Genomic DNA, 26,604 nt, shown 5'->3' with positions numbered 1-26,604 from the left:
CGGGCATGAGCAACCTGTTAATGTAATTACGGAGGAAGGTATGAGACGAGTCGTATCGCCTGATTTGGAACAGCACAACCGCCATGCAAACAACAGTCCTCGTGCAGGCCGGAATCATCGCGCAGTGAATACATCCGGTCTTGCAGATACACGTACAGAAACCATTGCACAGCGCCGGTTAATTGCCGGTATCGCTGCCAGCCCACGCGTTGTCGCACAACGAAGAGAAGCTGAGTCGGTCCATAACAGCCCCCGCATGACCGTACAAAGAAACCGGTTTAATTACGCAGGCAATGCAGCTGCACAATTACAGAATACACCCGAAGATGAATTGTTGCAGGGACGATTCGATGCCGCGCAGCGCATGGAGGAAGATGAGCCTCTGCAGGGAAAATTCGACGTTTTGCAGCGCATGGAAGACGAAGAGTTGCTGCAAGGGAAATTCCTGACGGTACAAAAGTTTGAGGAAGAAGAGCCCCTGCAGGGTAAATTTGTTTCCGACAAACTGCTGCAGCGTAAGGAAACGCCGGCAGCACCATCGAATAACACCGGCCTGCCGGATAATCTCAAGACAGGTATCGAGTCACTTTCCGGCATTTCTATGGACAATGTACGGGTGCATTACAATTCCGACAGGCCGGCGCAACTGAATGCCCTTGCCTATGCGCAAGGGTCCGATATTCATCTGGGGCCGGGGCAGGAGCAGCATTTGCCGCACGAGGCCTGGCATGTGGTGCAACAGGCCCAGGGACGGGTTCAACCAACGATGCAGTTGAAAGAAGGTGTGCCGGTAAATGACGACCACGCACTGGAATCTGAAGCGGATGTGATGGGAAACAAGTCATTGGAAATTGCTTCTTCGACCGAAGCGATGCGCAATACTGTCCCCGACGACCTGTCAAACCACTCCGCGAAACAGCTGCAAACCGGCTCCATCCAGTTCCAGGTATCCGGTAGCCAGGTCATTCAGAGAAGATTCGATGCGGGTATCGGGGCCGGATGGCATATCCATTTCGGGGATCACGTTAAATACAACGGTAATAACGCCACAAGAGTCAATTTTGCCGGAAGATCGAGAAGGCAGATCGGATATGCCTGGGAACAGGTGATTCAGAACAACGGACTGGCCGGCACCAAAGCTAACCAGGATTTCATAGATTGTAAAGCCTGGATCAGAAATAATATCGCATAGTATGGCTAACAGAGAGTGCCGCGGTTATTGAACCGGGATAATGGCATTTCTCCCAGCGTAATGAAGACTGAAACAGGATTACAGGATTGTAATTGGAACGCTGGGAAATCCTGGATAATTGCTGACAATTGATCTGGCCGACAGGAGTATGGCCGATAATGTGCAGGACACACCGCATGTCTTTATGCATGCCAGTTCTTCAATAAAACTGTTGAAAACTGGCATAACGAGTGCAATGCAGGGAAAAATCGTTAAGAGATGACGATGTCTGGATCGTACACCACAACCTGGTTTCTGCCATCGGATTTTGCCTGGTATAACGCTTTATCCGCATAATCAAGCATAAGTGTGGCAATCTGTTCGCTATCCGGTCGGCCCTGGTGCTGAAGCGAGTCCAGACTTTTGAAGTGTGTCATGCCGATTGAAATGGTGACATGAAATGACTCGGTTTCGAAATCGTGGGCCGTTGACTGAACGGTTTCGCGCAGGCGCTCGGCGATTTCAAGGGCCTGTTGCAGAGTGGTCGCAGGCAGCGCGGCCACAAATTCTTCTCCACCGTAGCGTGCCACTATGTCACAGGCGCGCAAATGATCTTTTATCAGATTTGCGATGTGTATCAGCGTTCTGTCGCCTGCCTGGTGACCATAGGTGTCATTTATCTTTTTGAAAAAATCAATATCGAGAAACATGCAGACAAGGTCGTCCTGCAGGCGCAGCGAGCGTTCGATTTCGTCCTTGAAGCGCAAATCAAAATATCGCCGGTTATAAACCTGGGTAAGCACATCCTGATAACTGATCTCCTTGACCCTTTGCTGATTAAGGCAGTTTTCCACGGCTACAGCGGCCATGATGGATAGTTTTTTCAAAAAAAGCGTACCAGCATCTTTCGGAAACCTGTTACTGTCGTGACTCAGCAAAAATAGCGCGCCGATAATGCTGTTGTCTCTCAATAGTGGCAGGTATGCCGCGCTTTTGAACGGGTTGCTTGTTTTAAAGCCGGAAGCCATCCAGTGGAAATTTTTCAACGGCCCGGCACCAAGTAACGGCGTATGAGTCAGGGAGTCGGCAAATCTGGTATCCTTGACACAATCCAGTATCACCAGCCTGTTTTCATATAGCACACGAATTTCATCATTGTGATTGAAAAACAGGCGTTTGATATCTCTATGACGATCAATCAGGCACAGAACGGCTTCATCAAGCTGGCAGCGTACAATTGTTTCTGTCAGAAGCAGATCAAGCAGTGCTTTCGGCGAGCCGGCGCCGATGATTTCAAAACCGAGAGTTTCGTATAACTCCTGTTTTTTCTCGTTTTCCCTGGCCTGTCTGATCAGGTCATTCAGCGTATTTTGCAGCTGGCGATTGCGCGCATGCGCCATAGTGCTGGTTTTTATACTCATGCGTATTTCAGGGGTTGTGGCGCAGTGGATATGATGAGTGAATTCAAAACATCAATAACGGCAGAAGTATATCATCATTTGCTGCGGGGTGAGTTGTAACAGTTGTGCGATATTGGGTTTTCGATTCGAAATGGTGATGACCAGCATCGACAAGAAATATTTTTCATTTAATCAGAATCTTAAACTTGCTCCATACCAATTAGTACTTGTTGCGATTATCCTGTCAGAATCGTATCGGAAAAATTCAAGTTTCAAACATGGCGTGCCTATTTTTGCTTTTGAGTCGTAAAGCAGAATCAGTTACCGACTTGTTTTTTGTGTGTGGTTCTGACTGCCTGGAAGTTATTTTTCTAGTTGAAAAGAAGTAAAAAAGTTTACTTGAAAAATTTGACGTGATTCATCACGTACCAGCACAGATAAATTAACAGTGCAGCGATTGTAGCCGGGAATATCTTTAGCATGTCGTCATCGTATCCTGAAAAATGCCAGAGAGTGGCAGTGATAATCGCAACAGCCATCATGGCAAGCGCAACTGGCGCAGTCAAAGGGAGATAAAACATACGAAGAACCAGAACTGGTCCGAGGCTTGCACCCATTGCCGACCAGGCAATGAGTACCAGACCGAAGACCCCTTCATGTGCAAAAAGCGCAATCGCAAGTGCGGCTGTCGTGATGGCGAACGTGCCAAGCTTGGAGGCAAGATAAGAATCTTTCCAACGCGGGAAAATTTCCTGGGTTAGGGTGCCCGAGCATACGATAATTTGCGAATCAGCCGTGGAGACAGTCGCGGCAAATAGTCCTGCAAGGGCGACCCCGACGAAAATTCCCGGGAGCAGCTGCATGGTGAGTACTGGTAGCGCTAGCTCGGTGGGTTCTTTTAAACCTGCAACACTTGGCAAATTGGCAAGATCTGGGATAATCGCACGGCAGTACAGGCCAACGCCAATAGAGGCTGCAAAAAATATGATATACCATATGAAATAATATATGCGTGCACGCTTGATTGCGTCGACTGATTTAATAGCCAACAAGCGCGTCATTAAATGCGGTTGGCCAATCGTGCCAAGGCCTGCAAAAATATAGCCGGTAATAAATGCAAATACGCCAAATTGAAGCTCCTGTGGAAACCAAGAAACAAGTGCCGGATCCTGGGCGCCAAGATTTGCTGTCAGCGAAGACAAACCACCCACATTCAAAAATCCGGCAATCAGGATTGCCAGCATTGTGATAATCATGGCAAAAGACTGCGCAGCATCGGTCCAGATGTCGGCGCGTATACCGCCAGCAAAAGAATAAACGATCACAATAAAAGCGCCGACAAGTGCGCCAACATACATTTCCCAGCCAAATAATGCATGCAGCGCAGTACTGCCGGCTTTTAGCTGTGCTGCCGCGTAGATTCCAAGGAAAACAATGGTAATGAGCCCGGCGCTGATGACTATCAAGCGATTGACGCTGTTATCCTCGGTCGCGATTAACAAAGGCAGCGTATTGATTTTGGCTTTACCGGAAATTCTGCGCACACGTGGGTGTATGAAAATCCACACCATAAGATCGCCCAGCACCCATCCCAGCATAAGCCAGACAGATTCATAGCCAAAACGGTAGGTATAGGCAATCATGCCGATGAACATGAAGCCGCTGTTATTGGTGGCTACAGTCGAGAGCGCCGTCAGCCAGGGGCTTACTCTGCGGCTGGCCACCAGATAATCTTCAGGGGTTTTGCGTTTTCGGACCATCGCCATGGTTCCGCTCATAGTAAGCAAGATCATTACAATAATGAAAGACCAGATTGTTTCGCTCATTTTGGAGTTGTCTGCCGCGTGGATTCTGATGTTAATTTATGCATCAATCGTCAGGCAGGCAGCGTCATAAAAATAATGATGTCTTGTTGGTTGGTGAGTTTGAAAATAGATTATCCAAGGATGTTCCGAAGTGGTAATCTGGTAACCTATTGAATAGAATTATCTTTAAATAATATGTTGCATTGTAATACAATTTACACCCAAAACCTAAAGTTTGATTTATTACGATGATTCAAAATGACTGCCTGGCTGACGATTGACAAAGGGTAAGCGGAGTTTGCCAGCCATTTACGGAGTCGATTCTAGCCCGTGCAGTGTCGAATACAACATGCATGTGTCTATTACAGGATTTCAAAAATTCCAATATCTCTGGTATCGTAATTCTTAGACAAAGTCGCTTCAACATGATTAAACCGGGTTTTTTGATTATTCAAAAACGCTGGAGCCAGCGCGGCATATTACGCGGCAATACAAAATCCACCCTACAAGATCAATCTGTTAATTCATTGAATCAGAGAGGTAAATAGAGTAATGGCCAGCCGACAGAAACCATTTGTAATTGTGACAGGCGCTTCCGGGAATATCGGCGAAACGCTCAGTCAAAGCTTGAAACAAAGATACCGGGTTATTGGGTTTGATATCAATCCCTGTGAACATGCAGAAGCCAGTATTGAATGTGACCTGACGTCTGATGATTCTGTAAAAACAGCTTTGGATACTGTCCGCGCGCAGCATGGAGAAAAAATAGCGGCCGTCATTCATCTGGCGGCCTACTATGATTTCACTGGGGTGCATCATCCACTGTATAGGAAAGTAACCGTTGACGGAACCCGGCGCTTACTGAAATTTCTTCAAGATTTCGAGGTCGAACGGTTTGTCTATGCCAGCACGATGCTCGTCCATGAGCCAACAGTGCCCGGCCAGAAAATTGATGAAAATATGCCGCTGAAACCAAGCTGGGCATATCCACAATCCAAAGCCGAAGCAGAAGAGATCATCAAGCAGCAGCACGGCCGTATGCCTTATACCATTTTACGGCTTGCAGGTGTATATGATGATGACAGTGCAGTGCCGACATTAGCCTACCAGATTTCCCGAATTTATGAACGCGACTTCAAGAGCCATCTTTATGCAGGCGACCTGATGGCCGGTCAGGCTTTTATCCATAAAGAAGACATGGTAGCGCTATTTCAGAAAGTGGTGGACAGGCGTAAGAAACTGCCGGAAACCAGCATCATGCTCGCGGGTGAAAGCGAAGTGATGGGCTATCAGGAACTACAAAATAGGATCGGGTATCTGGTATTTGGCAAAAAAGAATGGCAAACCATAGATATGCCCGAATTTCTTGCGAAATCAGGTGCGTGGCTGGAAGAAAAAGCAGAGCCCGTTATTCCTGATGTGATTGACCGTGGTGAAAAGCCTTTTATCAAACCATTCATGATTGATCTGGCTTCGGATCATTACGATCTGGACACTACTCAGGCAACAACATTGCTTGATTGGCAGCCCAATCATCGCATTTATGATGGATTGAAAAGTATTGTTGCCAGTCTCAAAAAAGACCCTGCTGCCTGGTATGAAAGAAATCACATAACGGAGCCAGACTGGGTGCGGGCTGCGCAAGAGAAACATAAAAATGCAGACCGAATCAGAGAAAAGCACGAATCAGCTTATCGCCGCCAGCACAGTGAGAATATTTGGGCGCATTTTCTTAATATGGGTCTGGCTGGCTGGCTGATAATGGCTCCTTATACGCTGGGTTATGAATCACAGGTTATGATCTGGAGCGATGTCTTGTCTGGTATTGCACTGCTTGTGCTCTCATTTGTATCGTTATCCTGGCGTTTTGGTCTGGCGCGTTGGCTTTGTGGCGGAGTGGGACTCTGGTTGCTTGGGGCACCGTTAATTTTCTGGGCACCGACGGCAGCTGCTTATTTAAACGATACCATAGTTGGCATGCTGGTCATGGGTTTTGCAGTTTTGACGAGACCGGTACCGGGTATTTCACCTGTAGCCGCCCAAACCGGGCCTACCATACCACCCGGATGGACCTATTCCCCATCTAGCTGGTTTCAGCGATTGCCAATCATCATTCTGGCATTTATCGGCTTTTTCATATCCCGCTATTTGTGTGCTTATCAGCTGGGTCATATCGATAGTGTGTGGGAACCCTTCTTTTCAGGTTCGCCACAGGACCCAAAAAATGGTACTGAAGAGATCATAACATCTTCGGTTTCCAAAGCCTGGCCGGTACCGGATGCAGGACTTGGGGCAATGACTTATGCGCTTGAAATACTAACCGGAATTATGGGTTCGTCCAGACGCTGGCGTACCATGCCATGGCTGGTGATACTGTTCGGTATTATGATAGTGCCACTCGGTATTGTTTCAATTTTCTTTATCATTATCCAACCTATCCTGATTGGAACATGGTGCACGCTATGTTTGATTGCTGCGGCCGCGATGCTGATACAGATTCCTTATTCTTTGGATGAATTGATAGCCACCACCGAATTTCTTTACCGTAGAAAAAAACAAGGCCGCTCTCTTTTGCGCGTCTTTTTTCAGGGCGATACAGATGAAGGTAAATGGGAAACGGTTGAGGATGATTTTGCACAGAAACCATCCGTCATTATCAAGGAAATGCTTGGCGGAGGCGTGACGCTACCCTGGAACCTGGTACTTTGCATTCCTGTTGGGGGCTGGCTGATGTTTACACGTGTGACAATCGGCACTGAGGCGGGCATGGCAAATGCCGACCATTTGATTGGTTCGCTGGTGTTGACAGTAACCATTACCGCGTTGGCTGAATCGGGCCGCGCATTTCGTTTTTTTATATTGCCTTTGGGAACAGCATTACTGGTTACCCCGTTTTTCTTCGAGACAAGCACGGTCTCCCTGATGTCCAGTATGGCCTGCGGTTTGCTTTTAATCGGGCTGTGCCTGCCGCGCGGTAAAATTTATAACGAGTACGGAGATTGGAGGCGGTTCATTGTTTGAAGCGTTTTCAATAACAATCAATTTATTGATTTTTGCTGTACTTGCCGGTGCGATATGGACATCCGGCACGTATTTGTCATACTTCGTTGACGCGATTGCCGAGCAGACGAAAATCGCACGTGCTTTTATGGGACTTATTTTTCTGGCTACAATCACTGAATTGCCGGAAATGGTAACGAGTATTACCGCAGTCTCGGCAGGTAACGGTACGCTTGCTCTCAACAATATATTTGGCGGTATTATGATGCAGTTGGTCGTGCTGGCCATCGCCGAAATTTTTATCATAAGAGGCGTGCTCAGTTCCGCGCCACGCAGTCTTTCAGTATTAGTAGCCGGTTTGTTATTGATTCCATCGCTTTCGATACTGCTTATGATAAGTTTCATTGGTGATATACCAATAGTGGCGCATATCGGGCTTGGCAGCATTTTGATCGCTCTGCTGTATATTTTCTTTATGTACTTGCTTTGGAAAATTCAGGGCCGCAACACCTGGAGTCCGGTTGATCTTCCAAATGAACAGCCAGCGCGTGGAGAGGCACGAAGCAATCATTATGATAATCTGTCTCTGCACATTTTGATTCTTTTTTCGGTGGCTGCAGGGGTAGTTATCTTAGTGTGCGGTGTGTTTATCGTACATGCTGCTGAGACATTGGCCGATCAGACCGGGCTCGGCAGCAGTTTTATTGGAGTTTCTTTATTGGCGCTGACAACGTCACTGCCGGAACTGAGTACAGCCATTGCTGCAATCAGGATAAAAGCCCATACCATGGCGATTTCCAATATTTTTGGCAGTAACCTGATCGTGACGTTTCTGATACTCCCGGTGGATGCTTTTTTTTCGGATGGCCCGGTTTTGAATCATATTGATCTGTCAGCGTCAGTTGCACTAGTTGGTGGTATTTTCTTGACAGCAATTTATTGTATTGGAATTGCAATTCGCCCAAAACTGAAACTTTTTGGCATGAATATTGATTCGCTTCTGGTTTTGATTTTTTATATGGCGGGATTATATATTCTCTACCAGGTACGATAGATTTGGCCGTTAGCAAATGCCGTAAAATTCTAAATTATTCCATACCTGCAGTTCACTGAATTCTCTGGTTTTGTTCTTTTGGACTGGATATCAGAGGGGGAAGTAACCCCTGGTTTGCCGTAACAGTATGAAATCAGAATTGCTTTCAGTGTTCTCTAGCTGACAAAAATCGATGAATGAATGCTATAAATTTTTCTCGCGATTGACATTCTTGAAACATTTTTGCGCGGCGTATATCGCCGCATGCTATCAAACGAGCGGCAAAAAGTACTACTTGGCAGTATGGTTCAGGCTATTTTCGTAGGCGATATCAATGAGTTTTGTTGACTGATTACACTGGCCAGGTGATTGGCATCGACTGGTCTACTGTAATAATATCCCTGCATTTCGTTGCACCCGTATCCTTTCAGCAGTTTGGCCTGATTGATATTCTCAACACCCTCCGCAACGAGTCCGATACCGAGATTGTGGGCCAGTGTTGAAATAGCCTCAACAATGGCTGCATCCTTGGTATTGCTGGCAATTTCTGTAATGAAGCTGCGATCTATTTTGAGACAATCAATGGGAAAGCGCTTGAGATAACTCAGTGACGAGTAACCGGTGCCAAAATCATCAATGGACAGAGCGATACCGAGCTCCTTCAGGGCATACATGAGTGAAATGGCATGCTCAGTATTGTCCACCAGCAGACTTTCGGTCAGTTCCAGTTCGAGATAGCACGGCTCAAGTCCGGAATCGGCAAGGGCGGAACGTACAGCGTTTACCAGCGATTCACTACGAAACTGCCGCGATGAGAGGTTTACCGATACACGTATTGGTTCAAGTCCCATATCCTGCCATAATTTGTTCTGGCGACATGCTTCTCTGATAACCCAGGTTCCTACCTGTATGATGAGTCCCGATTCTTCGAGTTGAGAAATGAAACGACTAGGAGGGACTATTCCCCATTCCGGATGCTTCCAGCGCAGTAATGCTTCGGTTCCAATAATTTTCTGTGTGTGGCTGCATATTCGTGGCTGGTATTGCAGGAAAAGCTCTTCATTGGTGACGGCACGGCGCAGGGCCGTTTCCATTTTTAGCTGGTTCTCGAACCGTTCATTCATTTCCTGAGAATAAAAGCTGAAGCAGTTGCCGCCCATTTCCTTGGCGCGATACATGGCGGCGTCGGCACATTTAACAAGATGCTCAGCCGATTTTGCATCCCGAGGGTAAACAGCCATGCCGATACTGGCGGAGATTGTAAATTCCTCTTCCTGCAGTTCCAGTGGCTGACTTACCACTTCCAGCACCCGGTTTGCCACATCCGCGGCTTGCTCCGGGATTTTGACACCTTCCAGAATCACCGTGAATTCGTCACCCCCCATGCGAAATAACAGATCGCTTTCGCGCAGTACTTCCCGAATTCGATGTGCTGTGAGACAAAGCAGCTGATCACCGGCATCGTGTCCCAGGCTATCATTAATCAGCTTGAAACGATCGAGGTCAAGAAACATGACGGCCATTGTCCATCCTACGCGTTTAGCGCGGAACACTGCTTCCTCGGTATGTTCATTGAAGCTTGTACGGTTCGGAAAACCGGTCAGGGAATCATGATAGGCGAGGTGGCGCATATGCTTGATATCTTTCTCGCGTTGTAACAGCTGTTTTTCCAGCAGCTGATCGGAATGTTTGGTAAATCCATACAAAAGCAAAGATACGAGCGCCATCACCAATACAAGCCAGCCAATCGTCTGAATCTGCTGATAATTCAGCTCGTTCATCAAGGTTGTGGTATCGAAATCGATGGCAATAACAGCCTCGACTGGTGCAGCGTCGAGGATTCTGACAGGAACGTGGCTGGTCACGACATAACGCCTTTCCAAATCAGCGCGGCTGCTTTTGTAAGCATCATGAAATGATAGCGAGCTGTGTATTGTTCCGGTAACCGCGTTCTGATAACCAGCATCATTCGTTAATTGCTTACCTACCCGTTCCCTATTCGTTGAATAGACTATCAGGCCGTTTATGTCAATGATGGCGACCCGTAGGATGTTACTGCCGCGCACTAATCGACGCAGATCGCGGTGGATATACTGTAACTCGTCACTGTTTCGCAGATTATCGTGCTTGATTGATGCAGCGCGCTGTACGAAACCCGCATGGCTGGGCCAAATCGAGTTCGCGTACGACTTTGTAAGCATCAAGCCTGCTTGTTGCTGTCCATTGATCAACGATTCCCTGACTAATTTCTGATAGTGGAAGCCCAGCAGTATTGTGACCAGTATCATCACGATCAGAATGATCACTGAAGAATGGCGAGTGAGTTGCAGTTTCATATTATTCTAATAATCAATTGAGAAGCGTTGCAGTTGACGTAGCTTTATACGGTCAGACGTTCTGAGTATAAAGTTCAATTAACGGGTGGAATCTATCTAAATAACATGACAGTTGAATGTCACTCATATGACAACGCATGTCGCAGAAACTGAATCTGATCGCCAGGCGAGTGTTGTAACGAATTTTTGACAGGAAACGGTTTTCAATGCCGGCTGCCCTGATATAGACGTAAAATTATTTCCTCATTGAAATAGTTGAGCTAATTTTGCACACAGTGTAAATGCCAACATTGCAGATTGTTGATATCGATCTTTAACGGAATCGGAAACATTGAGAAACCGGGCAGAGATATCAAGGCGCAATCAATTTCCGAGCGCGCCCCACGGTATGAAGTTCCAGTTTTGTGGTTTAAGCGTTATAGGTTTCGAAATAGAATTCTGCCTAGTACTCTATCAATATCATATTGATAGAGTACTAGTTAAGAAACAGTAATCGCTGGATATCGAAATTAATCCTAAGTAATGATTGCCGTGGTCAGTCGAGTGCAATCCCGGCAGCCATTCCGGCGCGAGAGACTACCGCGGTGGGCGGCAAGGATGCTGCACAGTGAGGACCGCGTTAACGGCAGTGTAAGTGAAGACGCTACATGTATCGCGCTTGTGTCTTCCGGTGAGTCCCAGGTCACATGCGGTCGGGCGGGGCGCGGAACGGTATCCAGCAATTCGGCGAATTGCGAGCCCAGCTGCAGGGTTAGTGCGCTGAATCCTGCAAACTGGCCAATTCGTGAAAAGAAAAGGTTTCCCGGTAAATCGGACTGGTAGCAGTTTTCCGGAAGCACGCCGGGGCACAGGGTGATAATGCCGACTTCACCCTGATCGCATTCTTCTTCGGGACAGTTTGCTGTCCGAGGAAAATGCATCTGCGCGGGATTCAATTTAAAGTCATAACGCGCGCCATGGGTCACCAGTGCGGCCCAGGCCGTGGCCGCGTTGTTAATATGATTGGCAATGGTCAGCGCATCGATTGGGTGTGCCCGAAGTGCCCTGGAAACGATCGCTCCCGAGGCGCTGCCAGCAGCAATTTGTGCATTAATTGTCGGGTTGCGGGCAGGATTCTTACCCTGCGCCTGAAGTAAAGCCTCTTCGGCCAATAAGCGCAATGTCGTGGCGCCCTCGGCTACCTGATGCGCTGTGATGCCGTGTCTTCTCGCAATTCCGTCAGCCGCGGTAATATCTGCCTGTATTGCAAGCACGGCGGCGTCTGTGAGCGCTGCATTCATCTGATCGATCAGCCATTGTGTGGCATCCGGTCCGCACAGCGGCGGCCTTTCCTCGGGCGGAACCGGTTGTGCTGGTGCGTTGTGTTCGATGGTCACGCTGCGGCGTTCATCGACCGGACCAGGTGTCGGCCCATGATTGAAGACATCGATATTCCCAACAGAAATACCCAGTCCCAGAGGACCTGGTGTCATCATTAAGTTTGCAGCAGCCAGAGCCCTGGCACAGGCCAGATTGTGATTGTAGCCCGGATCGCCGTCAACGCTGGCGAAGCCGTGCACGGCAAATCGCGTACCGATTGGCAGTCCGCGGTGATCATTTTCCAGGTTGACGTCTTCGCCAGGCTTGAACGTATCGCAATCAAAATCAAATTTATAGACCGGACTGCTCGGATTGAAAACGCCGTAATCAGGCGAACGCGTGCAACCGCCTGGTGCACCGATTGCAGTACTGCCACAGGCCCGCTGCACAGTGTCCGCGACAGTTGTTCGGACTGTATGGATCTCATGAGCAGTGCCACCGGTGTTTGAATATTCAGCGGTGTTTTTTGGTGCGGCTTTTCCCTGTTGAACAACGTGTGTCAGTTCATGAGCCAGCAAATGCCTGCCTTGCGCCGTACCCGGTTGATATTGGCCGCGATTGAATGTGATGTGGTTGCCCAGCGTATACGCCTTGGCATTGATTGCTTCGGCTGATTGTGAGCTGCTGTTGTCTGTGTGCAGCCGCACATTGCCAAAATCCCGCCCCATGCGTGATTCGTAAAATTGCCGCAATGCATAAGGCAACGGGTGCCCGTTCGAGTTGTGTTTTGTAAGTGAAGAAATCTCCGGGGATGTTTCCTGCCTGATTCCACTCGGATCGCGAGCTTCAGAAACTGCGTCCATCGCTTTTTGCTGTATCGTTTCTTCGCATTCATCGCACAAACGCTGTACGTTACCCGAAACCGTATTTTCCAGAACTGCAGTGCTCAATCCGGAATGCTGTGATACCACCTGGTCGGCCATGTGATCCGCTTCTTTTTCATACCGATCATCGGACGAGCCGATTTTTATCTTTTTCTGAACAGTCTGGTTCGGGGCGTTTGAAATGGGTTGCACGAAGGTGCGTTGCAGTATTGCACGCACAGCTGAATGCTGATTTGAAGTGATGTTGTGACACGCCGGACGAGTCCGTTTGGTCGTTGTTGCCGGTGAAGCGAATGTTGCAAAACCAGTATACATGGTCCATGGTCTCCATTATTTTCGCCATTCGCGCAAGTCCGTGGTGGAAAGAACAAACACGGTCAAGTGAAAATATACAAATCCCTGTATTCTTTGTCAAACCCGCAATTATTGATGAGTGACCAGCTAAATGATCAGGAAAAGCTATTCTGGCTTAGGCCGTTTCTACGGTCCTGCCGAGCCAAAATGAATGGGCGCAGCTCCTGTTGAGTCCCAGGTGCTTTGCGCGTAGCGATATAACCGGACAACGCCAAGGTTGGCCGGGGTGGTGGTCGACGATAACAAGCCGGCAGCATTAGTGGCCGGATTGTTTTTGATAAAACCCTGAGTAGCGGGATCTGTTTTTGTAAAATAAAGCTTTGCCCTGGTTGCCAGATGCCCTTCGACGGCGCCATAAGTTGTGACCAGATTCGGGTTGTCCCAGTAATCGTTGTCTGTGCCAATGCTCGGCGTTACTTTGCCGGCGTTATCCACTGCCCAGGCTTCCAGGAAATGCGGTGTAACCGGGCTTGCGACAGCATTGCCCCGGGCATCCTTTGCCCGCCAGGTATTGACGATATCCTGTATAATCCAGCCTGTTCGTCCTGTGGTGTTGAAACCGACATGCCATACAAAAGCACCGTGATTGTTCCAGGTGGGCCCTTGATTGGTAGTGGTGGTAATACTGATTCCTGTCAGCATGCTTGCGGTCGATGCAGCCACATTTCCCAGTGCCGTGCCGATAGGCCGACCGATGTCACCAATAATTTCCCCGGTCGTACGGCCGCGAATAATTTCGTCGTTGTCCACTTCCGGACTCAGACCGCGTGTTGAACCTGCCCCATTTGATTTAGTTCTGACCGGGTTATCGATCCTGCGGTGTGTGTGTAGAAATGAGCGAATATCGTGCCGTTGCCCGATATACGTCCTGTCCAGCGTTGTGGACCTGGATGATGCTAATTTCTGAACAAGCCTGGATTTATTTGCAAAAGCATGCATGACTGTTTTGCTGCAGTCAAAAATTTTTTCAGTAATGAGTTATGACGAATATATGAACTTAGCATAATAAGCTATTTCATTCAGCTTGAAGAGACTACAATTTGAAAAAACGTAATTTGCATTTTTACCTGTAATTACATGAATTGCAACGTTCGTGCAGAAAATCCCCATTACTGTCTTTATCGGCGATATGAGTTTTTTATTTTGTATTCAACTCGTCTCAAAAACCGCTACAGGCGTTCTGGCATGCTGCAATAGCCAGACCAGCGGTATCGCCGGATCGGCATCGTCCTTAAGCCTGTCAAGTAATTGTCGCTTGACTTTCCCCGTGGCGACCAGTGCAATTTGCGCACTGCCGGCCAGCGCATCAAGCGACAGGCTTACGCGCGGTGATGGAGCCACGGGTGGATAAACGGCAATACAGCGTTGCTCCGCTGAGCTGTGCGTTGCTTCATGCAGTTTCAGGCCCGGAAACAGTGACGCGATATGGCCGTCTTCGCCGAGTCCCAATACGGTCAGTGTAAACGGTTGCGGCAGCGTTTTCAGGCGCTGCTCAATTTCTGGAATCGCCGCTTCAGGTTTTTCGTGCGGCGTTTTGAGACCGGTAAAATGCGGCTGTACATTCAAACGCTTGAGCAAACAGGTTCTGACCAGATGTTCGTTCGAGTCATGTAATCCGGTATCGACCCAGCGTTCATCGCTCAGGGTGATGGTAATGCGTTGCCACGGCAGGGTTTGGGCGGCAAGGGCAGGCAGGTAGGCGCGCGGGGTGCTGCCGCCGGGAACGACGAGACTGGCCGTTTGCTGACGGGTCAGTGCGGTGCGCAAAACTTCGGCTGCATAGTTGGCAAAGCCATCGGCGAGTGCATCAGTAGTTGTATAGGTATTTCGCTGTATTTTCTGCACGTGCGGTAATTCAGATTACAGTTCAGATCACAAGTGCACGTAAATCCGGCACTATCGGCGTACCGGGTGGAAAAGGATTGTTATCGCCGGGACGCACGCGTCCCAGAAATGCAGTTTTGTTGGCCTGCGCACCCTCATAGTCGGCCAGGGCGTCTCCGATCATCAGTACACGGTTTGGGTCAAGCGCGTGGTCGGACAGAATTTCCGCGATCAGTACCGGTTTGAGCTTGGGCGCACCGCGTACCTGTTTGAAGTAAGGTGTCAGGCCGCGTCGTTCGACGATTACTTTGAGTTCGGCTTCAGGTGTTCCCGAAGCGACAAATAATGGAATCCGGTCATTCTGCTGGTGAATCAGCTCATAGGCGCCAGGTACGGCGTCAGCCGCCACTACAGCTTCCACGACCAGTTCGGAGAAGCGCAGGTCCAGTTCCTTTTCTTCTTCGGATGTCAGCGGGTCTCCGTGCAGCAGCTGCTGCTGAAAGTGGCGGAATTTGTTGTATCGCGACAGACCGCCGTTTGCAGTATGGTATCTGACGACTTCGGTGACGACGGCTTCGCCGTATGGGCGGTACAGTTCAGCAAACGCCTGTGTCTTGATTTCGCCGGATTCGGCGATGACGCCGTCAAAGTCAAAGATAATCGCTTCAAAATTTGTAATGGCAATCATGATTGTCAGGCCCGGTTGTCGGAAGTCGATGGCGTGGCGTCGTCGTTTTCATCGGCATGCTCCAGCACCTGGTGGATCTCACGGATGCAGTCCAGCAGCCCCTGGCCGAGATCAACATGTTCGTTGAGCACCAGTTTGCGTCCGACGCGCGGCTGAAACGCATAGGGTGTGATTTCATAATGGTGAGCGGTACTGGCTTCATCGAAACGCAACTCGACCGGCCATGGCATGATCTCTGAAATCATGGTCATGACGTCCCGAATGCGCAGTTTCTCCTGTCCTGTCAGGATCAAATGCCGGTTGGCAAATTCCGGCGCGAGAATCTGCACGCTCATGCGCGCGGCGTCTTCGACATGGATGTACTCACGTATGGCATTGCCGCTGCCCTTGTAGGTGATCGAACGGTGCGTGATGGCTTCATGCAGCATGCGGTAAATGCCGTTGCGCCGGTCGCTGCGCCGCCCATACAGCGAACCATAGCGCAGAATATTGTATTCGAGTCCGTAGCGCTCGTGATAAGTTTCTGTGAAGCGTTCGGACGCCTGTTTGCTGGCGCGATAAAACGAGCCGGACTCCGAATAGACATAAACACTGCTGGCGAAAACGAAACGTCGGACGTTGGCAAGACGCGCGGCTTCAAGTACATGAGTATTACCAAGCACATTGATGGTGGCGGTTTCAACGGGCTTGTTATGCGCTTCATCAATATCAGCGATGGCAGCAAAGTTGTACACGATGTCTGCGCCCTTGACGGCATCGATTACCTGTTGCATATCCATGATGTCGCCGGTGATCATTTCCTGACCCTGTCTCAGGAAAGGCGAAGCGCTGCGGTCAAACAATCGCACCCGATAACCGGCGGACGAGAGCGCGTCGGCGACATGGCTGCCGAGAAAGCCGCTGGCGCCGAAAACAATGACGGTCTGGCTGGAAGACGGTAGGTTCTTCGAAATGGTGTTATGCGTCATGAATGATGCCTGTTTTGATGAGTCCATTCAGCAGATTTTCTGCGGCCTCCAGTTCCATGCGCTGACGCGCTTCTTTGGCCAGAGAGCCAACATGCGATGACAATATAAGATTGTCATTTTTGATTAACGCGCCCTGATATGGTTCCTGCTCAAATGCATCCAGTGCAGCTGCACTCAGTTTGCCACTGTCCAGCGCGTCTTTAAGTGCGCTTTCGTCGACCAGACCGCCACGGGCGGCGTTGATGACAATGGCGCCGGGTTTCATGCGCGCCAGCGCCTGACCATCAATCAGATGATGCAGTTCAGGGGTGTAAGGCGTGTGCAGGCTGATGATATCAGCCGTTTCAAGCAGCTGCGCCATTGGCACGTTTGCGACGCCGGCTGGTGTCTGTGTGACATGCGGATCGTGGGCGATGACAGTCGCCTCAAAAGCCTGGCACAGACGGGCGACGCGTCTTCCAATATGACCCAGGCCGATCAATCCGACGGTTTGCGCCGCGAGCAGTCCGCCTTGCGTGCGTGGCCACTCGTTAGCACGGACTTGCCGGTCTGTCAGGCAGATTCGCCGCAATGCGGCAAGCATGAGTCCAAGCGTAAGTTCGGCGACAGCCTGCGCGGGCGCTTCGGGGGTGTTGAGTACGGTGATGCCATGGTTTTTGGCTGCGGCGAGGTCAACACTGTCCATACCGGTACCGCAGCGCGAAATGACTTTCAGATTTTTTGCCGATTGCAACACGCGTGCCGTGAGCGGTTCGACACCGGCTATCATACCGACGACATCGTTATTGAGCAGTGCTGCGGCTTCATCCTCTGTCAACCTGCGGCCGTATGGATTCATGACAAGTTGCAGACCCGCATTGACGAGGCGGTGAATGACGGCGTTATTCTCGGTATCGAACGAGGAGGTGGAAATGACAAAAGTATTCATAATTGCTGCGTCGAGGTGCGGATCAGTTGTAAATGGTTGCGGCAGATGGAATCCAGAATGCGGATGTCCAGACTGTAGCCAAGAAAATTAAAACCTGATTCGATGCGTTGCTGCAGCGCTTCAGGTTCAGGCTCAATGACATGGATGCCGCCGGGCTTGTTGGCGCGTTGTCCTGCTTCACGGATATGGGTAATGGCTTCCTGAACTTCGGGGTGGTCCAGTTCGCCGGGGCGGCCCATGGAGCCAGACAGATCATAAGGGCCGATAATATAGGCATCGATACCAGTGACGCTCAGGATTTGATCGATGGCATGCACGGCGTCAACATGTTCAATCATGGCAACGATCACCGCGTTTTGCTCCAGCCATTGTCGGTAAGCCGGAAAACTGGCACCAAAACCCTGTGCACGTGCGAGACCGACACCGCGTCTGCCGTGCGGCGGATAGTACACGCCATCAACCGCTGCTTGGGCATCCACGGCGGACTTAATCATCGGCACCATTACGCCAGTTGCACCGGCGTCCATGACACGTTTGATCTGATCGGGATGATTCGAAGTCAGTCGTACGATGGCGGGGCAACTCCGGCTGTCGAGCACCTGAATGATTGTCTGCACTTCGTTCAGTTCCAGCACACTGTGCTCCATGTCCAGCACCAGCCAGTCGAAGCCGGCGGAAGCCATGATTTCGGCAATCGCCGTGTGCCCCAGTGTGATCCAGGAACCGATTGTTGTCTGAGATTGTACGAGTTTTGTTTTGAGTTGCATGGGTTTCATATCAGGGGTCAATAACGCGATAGCAGCGGATCGTCTGCCATCAGTTTGGCCACACGTGCCAGATCCGCTTCGGTATCGACTGCCTGGGTGTTGAACTCGATCGGAACCATTCTGACAGTATAACCGTGTTCGAGCAAACGCATCATATCGACCGATTCAAGCTGTTCCAGGGTCGTAGGCTGCAGGCGCGTGTATTTAAACAATAATGCGCGACGGAACGGAATAATACAGACCTGTTTATAGGCAATAGTCTGTTCGAAACCGGATTTGGCCAGAGTCGGTATCGGCTGGCGTGACATGAACAGCGCGTTGTTGGCTTGATCCATCACGACCTTTATTGTGTTGGGATCACGAAAGTCGGACTCCTGCTCGATGCGGCGCACCAGATTGACGCAGCCGAGCTCGGGGTCCTGTTCGAACGGTTGAACTGCGGCATCAATCATGTCCGGATGCGTCATTGGTTCATCGCCCTGCACCATGACAACCAGTTCGGCATCCAGACCGACAACCGCCTCAGCCACACGATCGCTGGCGCGTTCATGTGTATCGGCGGTCATAATGACTGAAGCGCCGAAACCTTCCGCGATTTCGCGGATCGCCTCGTCGCAGGTGGCGATATAGGTGGCGTCAAGCGTTTTGCTGAGCGCTACGCGTTTATAAATATGTTCAATCATGGGGCGGCCAAGAAGCGTTGCGATAGGTTTGCCTGGAAAGCGTGTAGAACCCATGCGTGCGGGGATGACGGCGATAGTTTTCATGCGTGATTGTGAAAAACGGTAATGATGTTGATTGGATTAGCGGTTAAAGGTTTGCTGTTTGAATGCAAGCGTTATTATCCAGTTTATTCGCAGGTCTGGGCAATTGTAATCCTGTGAATCCGGATATAACACCGGAAGTATAGGCTTCCAGTTGCTGGATTGCGACAGTTAAGTGGTAAAGAGCAGGATGCACGTGTAAAATTGTTGCGGTTTTCTCTGGCCGGGTGTTAACTGTGCTCGTGGTTGGAGACGCCCGGTGCCTCATCTGTAAATATAAGACATCAGTAAATATAAGGCATTTATTAGACATGTTTGTCATCTTGAATTCATCTTCAGTCATTCCCAGGGAATGAAAGTCCTTTTTTTTCTTCGCCATTATAACGATATTGACCATATTACGCCGGTGATTTACAAATGGGCGGTATCGGGGCATGCTTGTGACGTCGTGCTGATTGGCTCGATAAAATTCCGTCGCGATTACCGTATTCAGTTTCTCAAACAACTCGCTGGCGTGCGCGTCGCGCACATCAGGGAAGTGCTGGGCTGGCCTCAATTTATCCGCTGGCGCTTGCAGATGTACATGCTGACCGGTAACGTCAGACGCATTCCCGTGCTGGGGGCGCTTGCCCGACGGATTGCGAAACGCTACGATCAAACGCGCCGCGAGCAGCTGTGGCGGCGGGCGACCGGGGTTTTGCTGAACTATTGTTTCGAAGACGCCCGCAGCGGTGTGATTACCTTTGACTGGGTCGAGCGGAATTCTGTTATCAGTGTCGAGTGGATCAATATCCTTATTGAAATGGCGCATGCCAGGGCGCTAAGCGTGGTTTCGCTGCCGCATGGTGACAGTCCTCATGTGAATCAACTGATACGTCGCGGAGAGCGGCGGGTTGGTCCCGATACCGTATTCTCCAATGCGAACATTTTTGATCGTCTGGTTGTTCCCAATGAATTATGTGCGAAGCGTTTCCGTCCTTTTCTAGAAGAGAAAAAGATCGCTGTGCTGGGTTCACCGCGCTTCTGCGAGGAGTGGCTGATTAAATTGCCGGAAATATTGCCGTCGTCGCCTATAACGCGTTCTGACAGTCGACTGAAAATCGTACTGTTTCTACGCAAGGCAAATTTCACAACGTTCTGGGAAGAGGTTACAGAGGTCGTACATCTCATCGCGGAATTTCCGGGAACGGAAATCATTATCAAACCGCATACCCGCAGTGGCTGGAAACAGTCATTGACCAGGGACAAGTCGGTTACGCAACTGCCGAATGTCCATATCGCTGATGACCATGCCCACTCGGCGCATTTGATGGACTGGGCGGATGTCATCATTGATCTGGCGACTTCTGTGGTTTTCGAAGCCGTCAGAACCAGAAAACCCGTGCTTGCAGCGGATTATCTGATTGCCGGGCGCTCGACCGTGGCGTATTACCTGCCCGAAACGGAACTCAGGTGCCGCGATGATGTATATGAAAAAATCAATCATTTTATAACCCATGGCTGCGATGATTTTTATGTTGAGGAGCACCGTCAGCGGTTTTTCAGCGCGATGCTCGATGTGCCGGACAAAGATGTTCTGCAGCATTATGTAGCATTACTTGAGGAGTCCGCCACGGAAATCGAACGGCATGAACAGGCTCGGTAAACTGAAGCGGAGACATCAATGCTGGTAAATTTTTTTAAAAACATTGTGATCGCGTTTTATCAGTTAATCGGTGGTTTTACCCGTACCACCGTGCGAGGCCAGCCGATCAAAATTGCGGTCGATCACTGGCGGGTACTCAAGCGGGCCAGGAACTATTCCATCAAGGAGCCAGATACGCTGGACTGGCTGGATCAATTCAGACCGGACACCTGTTATTTCGATATTGGCGCGAATATCGGCCAGTATTCTTTGTATCCTGCGAAAAAGTACGGCAAATCTGTCCAAATATTTGCGTTCGAGCCACAAAGCAATAATTATTATTCGCTCAACAAGAATATCCATATCAATGGTCTTGCTGATCATATAGCTGCTTATTGTGTTGCGGTTTCTGGTAAAACCGAGTTTTCCAAACTCTATATTCCAAAATTTATTCCTGGTGGAAACCGTTCCCAGTTTGGACGGGAAGATGTTCAAAATATGAAAATTCCTGCAACACACATACAGGGAATGTTCGGGGTCACGCTGGATGATTTATGCGGTTTGTGGGGATTTCCGTATCCGAATTACATGAAAATCGATGTCGATGGTATCGAAATTTCCATTTTGAGAGGTGCCGAAAAAGTGCTTAGTAATCCGCAACTGGTATCGGTCATTATAGAGCTGGGTACAGCAAATGAACAGGAAGAGGCGGTCCAACTCATGAGTGCGGCAGGATTTCAGGTAAAACAGAAAACGACTCAAAACTGGGGGGAAACCTGTTTTATCTTTGAGCGGCCCTGAGTCGGATTATCGTTTATACGCTGGCTGAACAGTTGTGCCGGGACTTCAACATTTAACTGCACATCAGCGGGAAATGCTGATTAGAGCTGTGCTCGTCTGCTTTGCTGCGGGTTTGTGGTTCAGTGTTCTGTATAAATTCCTGGTCGTATTACTTGTACTCGCATGGCTGATTGATGACCAAGCCGCGACATTCAGGCAAATGATTGCAGAGCCGCTGGTTCAGGCGATTGTTGTGTTATGCGTATTCCTGCTTTTGGGTCTGCTCTGGAGCGAAGCGCCGCTTGAAGGGCGGCACAAGTGGACAAAATATTTTCTGTTGCTGGTTTATGTGCCGTTTCTGGCGCTGTTGAACGAACGAAGGCTGCCATGGGCTACTGGAGCCGTGATCGCGGGATATTGCCTGGTGCTGTTTACCGGATTCTATCAGTGGCAGGTGGAAAACAGGCAGGGCATACCTGTACTCAACATGTCTTATCTGTCCTTTTCAGCATTGCTGGGTGTGGGCTGCATCGTGGCATGTTATTTTGCCTGTCTTTGCCGCAGTACGCTGGTCCGGTTCTGTCTGGCACTCTGTGCGCTGGGGTTGTTGTATCTTCAGTTTCATCAAAGTGCGCGGGGGTTTTTACTGGCGACGCTGGCAACACTGATCATTACGCTGATCGCACATTTCAGAATCTCTTTGAGCAGGTTTGCGGTTATAGCGGTACCGGTGCTGCCGGTGCTGTTATTGTTTGCCTATGCCAGTCCGGTGGTTCAGGAACGATGGGTGCAGGCAGGCGCAGATTTAGAACACATACAGCAAGGGCATTTTAACAGTAGTATCGGGTACCGTATCGCTTTGTGGGATGTGGGGCTTTATGGTATTGCGCAAAAACCAATATTGGGGCAAGGTACCGGGATGCCCGAGCATTTTTTTGATCGGACGGTTGTTCAATATAAGCAGGGTCTGTATCAGAATCTTCCGGCGTTCCAAAAAACCTCGCATTTTCACAATGACTGGATTGAAATTGGCATGCAACTGGGCGTTTTGGGGCTGGGGGCATTGCTGTTTTTATTGTGGGCATGGCAGCGGACCTTCAGGCAACACGGACTGATTCTGGCGGGCGTCTGTATGATAAGCTTTGTCGTGTTGTCCGGAATGACAGAAACCTTTCTGATTTTTGGCCGGATACCGATACTGTTGCTGGTGATTACAGCGATCGCTGCTTGCCGGCAGCGCGTGAAACCGGACAACTCCGGCATTACAGGTGACAATAAACGACAATCTACCCCAGATTCGAAGAACGAAAAAACTGGCAAAGGAGACAAGAATGACTGAAATACTGACACCGACATCAGACAATTCCAGTGAAATCATTCCCGTTCATCCGGCGATAGACGGTTATATGCGAGCACTAGTCGGCAGTACGGATCACCCTGTTTTATTGGAAATGGAAGCGCTGGCTGAACAAAAAAGGTTTCCGATCGTAAACAGACTTGTCGGAATTTTTCTGGAAATGCAGGCCAGAATGATTGGCGCCAGGCAGGTATTCGAGTTCGGAAGCGGTTACGGTTATTCCGCCTACTGGTTCGCGCGTGCCGTTGGCCAGGATGGTCGAATAATCTGCAGTGATGGCAACAGTGAAAACAGAGACCGTGCCGAGCAATACCTGTCGTCAGCCGGTTTGTGGGACCGGATTGAATTCAATGTGGGAATGGCTCAGGATATTTTTGTCCAGACCGATGGTCTTTTCGATATCTGCTACAACGACGTCGATAAAGGGTGGTATCCCGAGGTCTGGAAACTGGCACGTGATCGTATCCGTCCTGGCGGGTTATATATTGCAGACAATGTGCTATGGCATGGCCGTGTTGCCGCAGAAACCTATACCGATATAGCACTGGGCTGGACCGAAGCGATTGTCGAGCATAATCAAATGATTTTCAATGATCCCGAGTTTGATGCGTTTATTAATCCAACACGTGACGGCGTTATCGTCGCACGCAGGAAAGTGGTTTAATGGACGGGCTGTTCATAATACCTTGAGATTAAGTAGTAGGGTCCTGATGAAATAACCCGGATTATGTGCTTAAGTACCTGCCCGCTGGAGACTTTCGCCAATCGGCCCGGTGGCGGCGAAATTAGTGCCCGGACTCCGGTTGCAGTCGGTGTTTCGATATTTGAGTCTTGTGAATAGCCTGTTTTCATTTTCGTTTAATCCGGGAAAATCCGATCATTATCATGGCGGTTTGCCGGATTAATTGTTATAGTAATCACCGTTTGGAAACGCATGGCTATTTTTGTATCGGTCTGATACGGCTTTGCGGTAATTCGTATTCAATCTTAATGATTAAGGAAAACTATGCAGATTCATGTTTATGATACCTATGTGAAAGCAAAAGACGGACATATTATGCATTTCGATGTTTTTACGGCAGTTAAAGATGATCAGAAAGCCATTGAATATGCGAAAGAATGGCTGACATCCATAGGTGAAGGAGACGCTGTTGTTACCAGTAAAGAATGCAGTTTTTGCCATAGCCAGAGCGCGCCGCCGGAAGTCACTGACGCCATCAATAAAGATGGTTACTACATTTATAAAATGGAAGGCTGTTCATAATTTGCTTTTAGCCGGTTCAATCGGACCGGCTTGTTTTCAAAGGTTCAGTTAATTTACTGAAACACGGTATATTTATACAATCTCAAGGTTTTTCATTATGAAGTGTCGACAATTGCGCAGGCTTTTTTTTACCACCGTTATGGTTTTACTGGTAAACGCGGCGGGTTCAGCACAGGCATCGGAGCCTGTTTTGCTTGGACAGCATGGGGACTGGACAGCGTATACGTTTATGGAAAACAACGGCAAGGTATGCTATATGGTCAGTCAGCCCAAAAAAGATCAAGGCGATTATACGAAGCGTGGTGATATTTTTGCATTGATAACGCATCGTCCGGCTGAAGGGAGTAAAAATGTTTTCAGCTATATAGCGGGCTACACATACAAGGCAGGCAGCGAAGTGACTGTTAAGGCCAATAACCAGACGTTTAAATTGTTTACCCAGGATGATTCTGCCTGGGCGCCTGACCAGGGAACCGATAATAAGCTGACCGAGGCAATCAGACGGGGTAATACCCTGATCGTCGAAGGTGTGTCATCACGTGGTACACAGACAATAGATACATTCGGATTGAATGGGTCGTCAGCTGCATACAAATCGATTTCCGAAGCGTGTGGAATGAATTAAGTACCGTTGCGATTCACGGTATTAGTATTGATTGGTTGTGCCGGGTAGCTGTTTTTGGTGCCGGGTACCGCAACAGTTCAGGGCGTTGTACGAAGAGAGAAGGCAGGCAGCATGAGCGACAAAATCACCATTTATCAAAAACCGACCTGCAGTAAATGCCGGGGAACGCTGGCAATACTGAACGAGAGCGGGCAGGATTACGAGTCCGTTAATTATTACGAAACACCGTTAACTGTTGAAAAGTTACGCGAATTAATCAAAAAGCTCGGGCTGTCCGCGCAAGATGTCTTGCGCAAGGATGAATCTGCTGCGCGAGATCTGGACTTAAATACGATTTCGGAAGACGAGCTGATTCGATGCATGGTTAACAATCCGGATTTGATGCAGCGACCAATTGTCGTTAAAGGCGACAAGGCCAGAATATGCCGCCCGCCAGAAAATGTCAGGGATTTGCTGTAGCTGCTGATATTTCAAAAAAAACCGCATATGGAATTGAACATATGCGGTTTTTTTTAGTAGTAAAGGCAAATGCGTTTGAAGTAGCAATGAATGCCGGTTAATACTGTTTGTTTACACGTGCGGGCAGTTTTTCGCGTATGCGCGCAGATTTGCCTGAACGTTCTCTCAGATAATAGAGTTTTGCACGGCGCACATCGCCGCGGCGTTTGATTTCAATGCTTGCGATCAGTGGTGAATAGGTCTGGAATGTTCGTTCAACGCCTTCGCCACTTGAGATCTTGCGTACGGTAAATGCCGAATTCAGGCCACGGTTGCGTTTTGCGATCACAATACCTTCATAAGCCTGTACACGTTTTCGATCGCCCTCGACTACATTCACGTTTACAACGACCGTGTCGCCGGGCGCAAAACTGGGTATTTCCTTGTTCAAGCGACTGATTTCTTCAGCTTCCAATTGATCGATAATGTTCATAATAGTTTCCTTCAAGGCAAAATATTTACTTGATCTTGCAGTTTTTTTTAAATTCTTCCAGAAGTGTTTTTTCTTCTTCCGTTATTCCATTTTTTTCTTTCAGCTTAAGCAAATCCGGGCGTTTCAGCCAAGTTTTCCCCAAAGCCTGCTGCAGGCGCCAGCGTTGTATCAGCGCATGATTACCGGATAACAAAACATCCGGCACGCTACTTTCGCAATATTGCTCGGGCCGTGTGTAATGGGGGTAATCCAAAAGCCCATTGACAAACGATTCCTGAGTCGCCGATTCGGGGTCACCCAGTGTTCCCGGAATCAGTCTGACGACGCTGTCTATGACAACCATAGCGGCCAACTCACCACCTGATAATACATAATCGCCAATTGAAACTTCAGTATCTACCTGGCGGTGAATGACGCGTTCATCAATACCCTCGTATCGCCCGCAGAGTAAAATGATGCCGGGCGAAAGGCTCAGCCGTTTGGCTTCACAGTGATCGAGCCGTCGCCCCTGAGGCGTCAGATAAATGACCTCCGTTTTTTCAATACCGAGCATTTGCTGCCGTTTCCGAGCGCTGATAATGGCTTCTTCAAGCGGTCCTGCCATCATCACCATTCCAGGCCCACCACCATACGGACTGTCATCAACTGTACGGTGGCTGTTATCGCTGAAATCGCGCGGATTCCAGATTTTCAGCCGAAAGATACTGTTTCTGCTCGCTCTTCCAGTCACACCATATTGCGTGATGGCATCAAACATCTCCGGAAACAGCGTAACTACATCGCATTCATACGGCATGCGCTT

General features: G+C 49.2%; 23 protein-coding genes. 10 read left to right on the top strand and 13 right to left on the bottom strand.

The window, feature by feature from the left end:
* The first annotated feature begins 40 nt into the window (after positions 1–40).
* Positions 41–1,192 carry an eCIS core domain-containing protein gene (locus BMY62_RS07060; RefSeq protein WP_218142947.1) on the top strand — a complete coding sequence of 384 codons (1,152 nt, stop codon included), beginning with the start codon at positions 41–43 and terminating at the stop codon, positions 1,190–1,192.
* A 251-nt stretch (positions 1,193–1,443) separates the two neighbouring features.
* On the opposite strand, the gene BMY62_RS07055 is transcribed toward BMY62_RS07060, so the two are convergent.
* Together BMY62_RS07055 and BMY62_RS07050 are read right to left on the bottom strand one after the other, a co-directional pair.
* Positions 1,444–2,592 (bottom strand): GGDEF domain-containing protein, encoded by a 1,149-nt coding sequence (locus BMY62_RS07055; RefSeq protein WP_256207477.1) that lies wholly within the window; start codon positions 2,590–2,592, stop codon positions 1,444–1,446.
* 374 nt (positions 2,593–2,966) lie between these two features.
* The gene (locus tag BMY62_RS07050) at positions 2,967–4,397 is read right to left on the bottom strand and encodes a sodium/proline symporter (RefSeq protein WP_090658076.1); all 1,431 of its coding nucleotides are present in this window, start codon (positions 4,395–4,397) and stop codon (positions 2,967–2,969) included.
* 531 nt (positions 4,398–4,928) lie between these two features.
* Here BMY62_RS07050 and BMY62_RS07045 point away from each other — a divergent pair.
* Both BMY62_RS07045 and BMY62_RS07040 read left to right on the top strand, forming a co-directional pair.
* On the top strand, positions 4,929–7,397 hold the full coding sequence (locus tag BMY62_RS07045; RefSeq protein WP_090658075.1) for a vitamin K epoxide reductase family protein: 2,469 nt from the start codon (positions 4,929–4,931) through the stop codon (positions 7,395–7,397).
* Positions 7,390–8,430 (top strand): sodium:calcium antiporter, encoded by a 1,041-nt coding sequence (locus tag BMY62_RS07040; RefSeq protein WP_090658073.1) that lies wholly within the window; start codon positions 7,390–7,392, stop codon positions 8,428–8,430. The genes BMY62_RS07045 and BMY62_RS07040 overlap by 8 nt, the downstream gene beginning before the upstream one ends.
* Positions 8,431–8,717: 287 nt before the next feature.
* Here BMY62_RS07040 and BMY62_RS07035 read toward each other — a convergent pair whose 3' ends face one another.
* The 9 genes from BMY62_RS07035 to BMY62_RS06995 all read right to left on the bottom strand — a co-directional run bounded on the left by BMY62_RS07035 (position 8,718) and on the right by BMY62_RS06995 (position 19,224).
* A complete protein-coding gene (locus BMY62_RS07035) occupies positions 8,718–10,745 on the bottom strand; it encodes a putative bifunctional diguanylate cyclase/phosphodiesterase (RefSeq protein ID WP_090658071.1) in 2,028 nt (675 codons plus the stop codon).
* A 515-nt stretch (positions 10,746–11,260) separates the two neighbouring features.
* The gene (locus BMY62_RS07030) at positions 11,261–13,243 is read right to left on the bottom strand and encodes an eCIS core domain-containing protein (RefSeq protein WP_090658070.1); all 1,983 of its coding nucleotides are present in this window, start codon (positions 13,241–13,243) and stop codon (positions 11,261–11,263) included.
* A gap of 165 nt (positions 13,244–13,408) precedes the next feature.
* The gene (locus BMY62_RS07025) at positions 13,409–14,221 is read right to left on the bottom strand and encodes a hypothetical protein (protein ID WP_090658068.1); all 813 of its coding nucleotides are present in this window, start codon (positions 14,219–14,221) and stop codon (positions 13,409–13,411) included.
* Positions 14,222–14,431: 210 nt separating this feature from the next.
* Complete coding sequence (pgl, locus tag BMY62_RS07020; protein WP_256207475.1) at positions 14,432–15,127, bottom strand: 6-phosphogluconolactonase; 696 nt, start codon at positions 15,125–15,127, stop codon at positions 14,432–14,434.
* A 22-nt stretch (positions 15,128–15,149) separates the two neighbouring features.
* On the bottom strand, positions 15,150–15,794 hold the full coding sequence (locus BMY62_RS07015) for an HAD family hydrolase (protein WP_177170324.1): 645 nt from the start codon (positions 15,792–15,794) through the stop codon (positions 15,150–15,152).
* 5 nt (positions 15,795–15,799) lie between these two features.
* Positions 15,800–16,762, bottom strand: a complete 963-nt coding sequence (locus tag BMY62_RS07010; protein ID WP_090658067.1) for an NAD-dependent epimerase/dehydratase family protein — start codon at positions 16,760–16,762, stop codon at positions 15,800–15,802.
* Positions 16,752–17,690, bottom strand: coding sequence for a phosphoglycerate dehydrogenase (locus tag BMY62_RS07005; protein ID WP_090658065.1), 939 nt, complete (start codon positions 17,688–17,690; stop codon positions 16,752–16,754). The genes BMY62_RS07010 and BMY62_RS07005 overlap by 11 nt, the downstream gene beginning before the upstream one ends.
* Positions 17,687–18,457 (bottom strand): HpcH/HpaI aldolase family protein, encoded by a 771-nt coding sequence (locus BMY62_RS07000; protein ID WP_090658064.1) that lies wholly within the window; start codon positions 18,455–18,457, stop codon positions 17,687–17,689. The genes BMY62_RS07005 and BMY62_RS07000 overlap by 4 nt, the downstream gene beginning before the upstream one ends.
* A 17-nt stretch (positions 18,458–18,474) precedes the next feature.
* Positions 18,475–19,224, bottom strand: a complete 750-nt coding sequence (locus BMY62_RS06995; protein ID WP_090658062.1) for a 3-deoxy-manno-octulosonate cytidylyltransferase — start codon at positions 19,222–19,224, stop codon at positions 18,475–18,477.
* Positions 19,225–19,573: 349 nt separating this feature from the next.
* Between BMY62_RS06995 and BMY62_RS06985 the strand changes: the two genes are divergently transcribed.
* The 7 genes from BMY62_RS06985 to arsC all read left to right on the top strand — a co-directional run bounded on the left by BMY62_RS06985 (position 19,574) and on the right by arsC (position 25,330).
* The gene (locus tag BMY62_RS06985; protein ID WP_090658058.1) at positions 19,574–20,866 is read left to right on the top strand and encodes a hypothetical protein; all 1,293 of its coding nucleotides are present in this window, start codon (positions 19,574–19,576) and stop codon (positions 20,864–20,866) included.
* A gap of 18 nt (positions 20,867–20,884) precedes the next feature.
* Complete coding sequence (locus BMY62_RS06980) at positions 20,885–21,646, top strand: FkbM family methyltransferase (protein WP_090658056.1); 762 nt, start codon at positions 20,885–20,887, stop codon at positions 21,644–21,646.
* A 34-nt stretch (positions 21,647–21,680) separates the two neighbouring features.
* Complete coding sequence (locus BMY62_RS06975) at positions 21,681–22,964, top strand: O-antigen ligase family protein (RefSeq protein WP_256207471.1); 1,284 nt, start codon at positions 21,681–21,683, stop codon at positions 22,962–22,964.
* Positions 22,957–23,646, top strand: a complete 690-nt coding sequence (locus tag BMY62_RS06970; protein WP_090658053.1) for an O-methyltransferase — start codon at positions 22,957–22,959, stop codon at positions 23,644–23,646. Before BMY62_RS06975 ends, BMY62_RS06970 begins: the two co-directional genes overlap by 8 nt.
* Positions 23,647–23,988: 342 nt before the next feature.
* Complete coding sequence (locus BMY62_RS06965) at positions 23,989–24,246, top strand: DUF2024 family protein (RefSeq protein WP_090626889.1); 258 nt, start codon at positions 23,989–23,991, stop codon at positions 24,244–24,246.
* A gap of 97 nt (positions 24,247–24,343) precedes the next feature.
* Positions 24,344–24,871 (top strand): invasion associated locus B family protein, encoded by a 528-nt coding sequence (locus tag BMY62_RS06960; protein ID WP_256207470.1) that lies wholly within the window; start codon positions 24,344–24,346, stop codon positions 24,869–24,871.
* A gap of 111 nt (positions 24,872–24,982) precedes the next feature.
* Complete coding sequence (gene arsC, locus BMY62_RS06955; protein WP_090658049.1) at positions 24,983–25,330, top strand: arsenate reductase (glutaredoxin); 348 nt, start codon at positions 24,983–24,985, stop codon at positions 25,328–25,330.
* Between the two features lie 97 nt (positions 25,331–25,427).
* On the opposite strand, the gene rplS is transcribed toward arsC, so the two are convergent.
* Positions 25,428–25,802, bottom strand: a complete 375-nt coding sequence (rplS, locus tag BMY62_RS06950) for a 50S ribosomal protein L19 (RefSeq protein WP_090658047.1) — start codon at positions 25,800–25,802, stop codon at positions 25,428–25,430.
* 25 nt (positions 25,803–25,827) lie between these two features.
* Positions 25,828–26,598, bottom strand: a complete 771-nt coding sequence (gene trmD / locus BMY62_RS06945) for a tRNA (guanosine(37)-N1)-methyltransferase TrmD (protein ID WP_090658045.1) — start codon at positions 26,596–26,598, stop codon at positions 25,828–25,830.
* Positions 26,599–26,604: the final 6 nt, after the last annotated feature.

Source organism: Nitrosomonas marina, from assembly GCF_900111605.1.
GTDB lineage: Bacteria > Pseudomonadota > Gammaproteobacteria > Burkholderiales > Nitrosomonadaceae > Nitrosomonas > Nitrosomonas marina_A.
The sequence above is the reverse complement of the archived record's forward strand: the minus strand, read 5'-3'. Positions and strand labels throughout refer to the sequence as shown.

Excerpts from the sequence above, each read along its gene's own strand:
- BMY62_RS07060 (WP_218142947.1), top strand. The coding sequence starts at position 41 with ATGAGACGAGTCGTATCGCCTGATTTGGAACAGCACAACCGCCATGCA.
- BMY62_RS07055 (WP_256207477.1), bottom strand. The coding sequence starts at position 2,592 with ATGAGTATAAAAACCAGCACTATGGCGCATGCGCGCAATCGCCAGCTG.
- BMY62_RS07050 (WP_090658076.1), bottom strand. The coding sequence starts at position 4,397 with ATGAGCGAAACAATCTGGTCTTTCATTATTGTAATGATCTTGCTTACT.
- BMY62_RS07045 (WP_090658075.1), top strand. The coding sequence starts at position 4,929 with ATGGCCAGCCGACAGAAACCATTTGTAATTGTGACAGGCGCTTCCGGG.
- BMY62_RS07035 (WP_090658071.1), bottom strand. The coding sequence starts at position 10,745 with ATGAAACTGCAACTCACTCGCCATTCTTCAGTGATCATTCTGATCGTG.
- BMY62_RS07030 (WP_090658070.1), bottom strand. The coding sequence starts at position 13,243 with ATGTATACTGGTTTTGCAACATTCGCTTCACCGGCAACAACGACCAAA.
- BMY62_RS07025 (WP_090658068.1), bottom strand. The coding sequence starts at position 14,221 with ATGCATGCTTTTGCAAATAAATCCAGGCTTGTTCAGAAATTAGCATCA.
- BMY62_RS07015 (WP_177170324.1), bottom strand. The coding sequence starts at position 15,794 with ATGATTGCCATTACAAATTTTGAAGCGATTATCTTTGACTTTGACGGC.
- BMY62_RS07010 (WP_090658067.1), bottom strand. The coding sequence starts at position 16,762 with ATGACGCATAACACCATTTCGAAGAACCTACCGTCTTCCAGCCAGACC.
- BMY62_RS07005 (WP_090658065.1), bottom strand. The coding sequence starts at position 17,690 with ATGAATACTTTTGTCATTTCCACCTCCTCGTTCGATACCGAGAATAAC.
- BMY62_RS07000 (WP_090658064.1), bottom strand. The coding sequence starts at position 18,457 with ATGCAACTCAAAACAAAACTCGTACAATCTCAGACAACAATCGGTTCC.
- BMY62_RS06995 (WP_090658062.1), bottom strand. The coding sequence starts at position 19,224 with ATGAAAACTATCGCCGTCATCCCCGCACGCATGGGTTCTACACGCTTT.
- BMY62_RS06985 (WP_090658058.1), top strand. The coding sequence starts at position 19,574 with ATGAAAGTCCTTTTTTTTCTTCGCCATTATAACGATATTGACCATATT.
- BMY62_RS06980 (WP_090658056.1), top strand. The coding sequence starts at position 20,885 with ATGCTGGTAAATTTTTTTAAAAACATTGTGATCGCGTTTTATCAGTTA.
- BMY62_RS06970 (WP_090658053.1), top strand. The coding sequence starts at position 22,957 with ATGACTGAAATACTGACACCGACATCAGACAATTCCAGTGAAATCATT.
- BMY62_RS06965 (WP_090626889.1), top strand. The coding sequence starts at position 23,989 with ATGCAGATTCATGTTTATGATACCTATGTGAAAGCAAAAGACGGACAT.
- BMY62_RS06960 (WP_256207470.1), top strand. The coding sequence starts at position 24,344 with ATGAAGTGTCGACAATTGCGCAGGCTTTTTTTTACCACCGTTATGGTT.
- arsC (WP_090658049.1), top strand. The coding sequence starts at position 24,983 with ATGAGCGACAAAATCACCATTTATCAAAAACCGACCTGCAGTAAATGC.
- rplS (WP_090658047.1), bottom strand. The coding sequence starts at position 25,802 with ATGAACATTATCGATCAATTGGAAGCTGAAGAAATCAGTCGCTTGAAC.
- trmD (WP_090658045.1), bottom strand. The coding sequence starts at position 26,598 with ATGCCGTATGAATGCGATGTAGTTACGCTGTTTCCGGAGATGTTTGAT.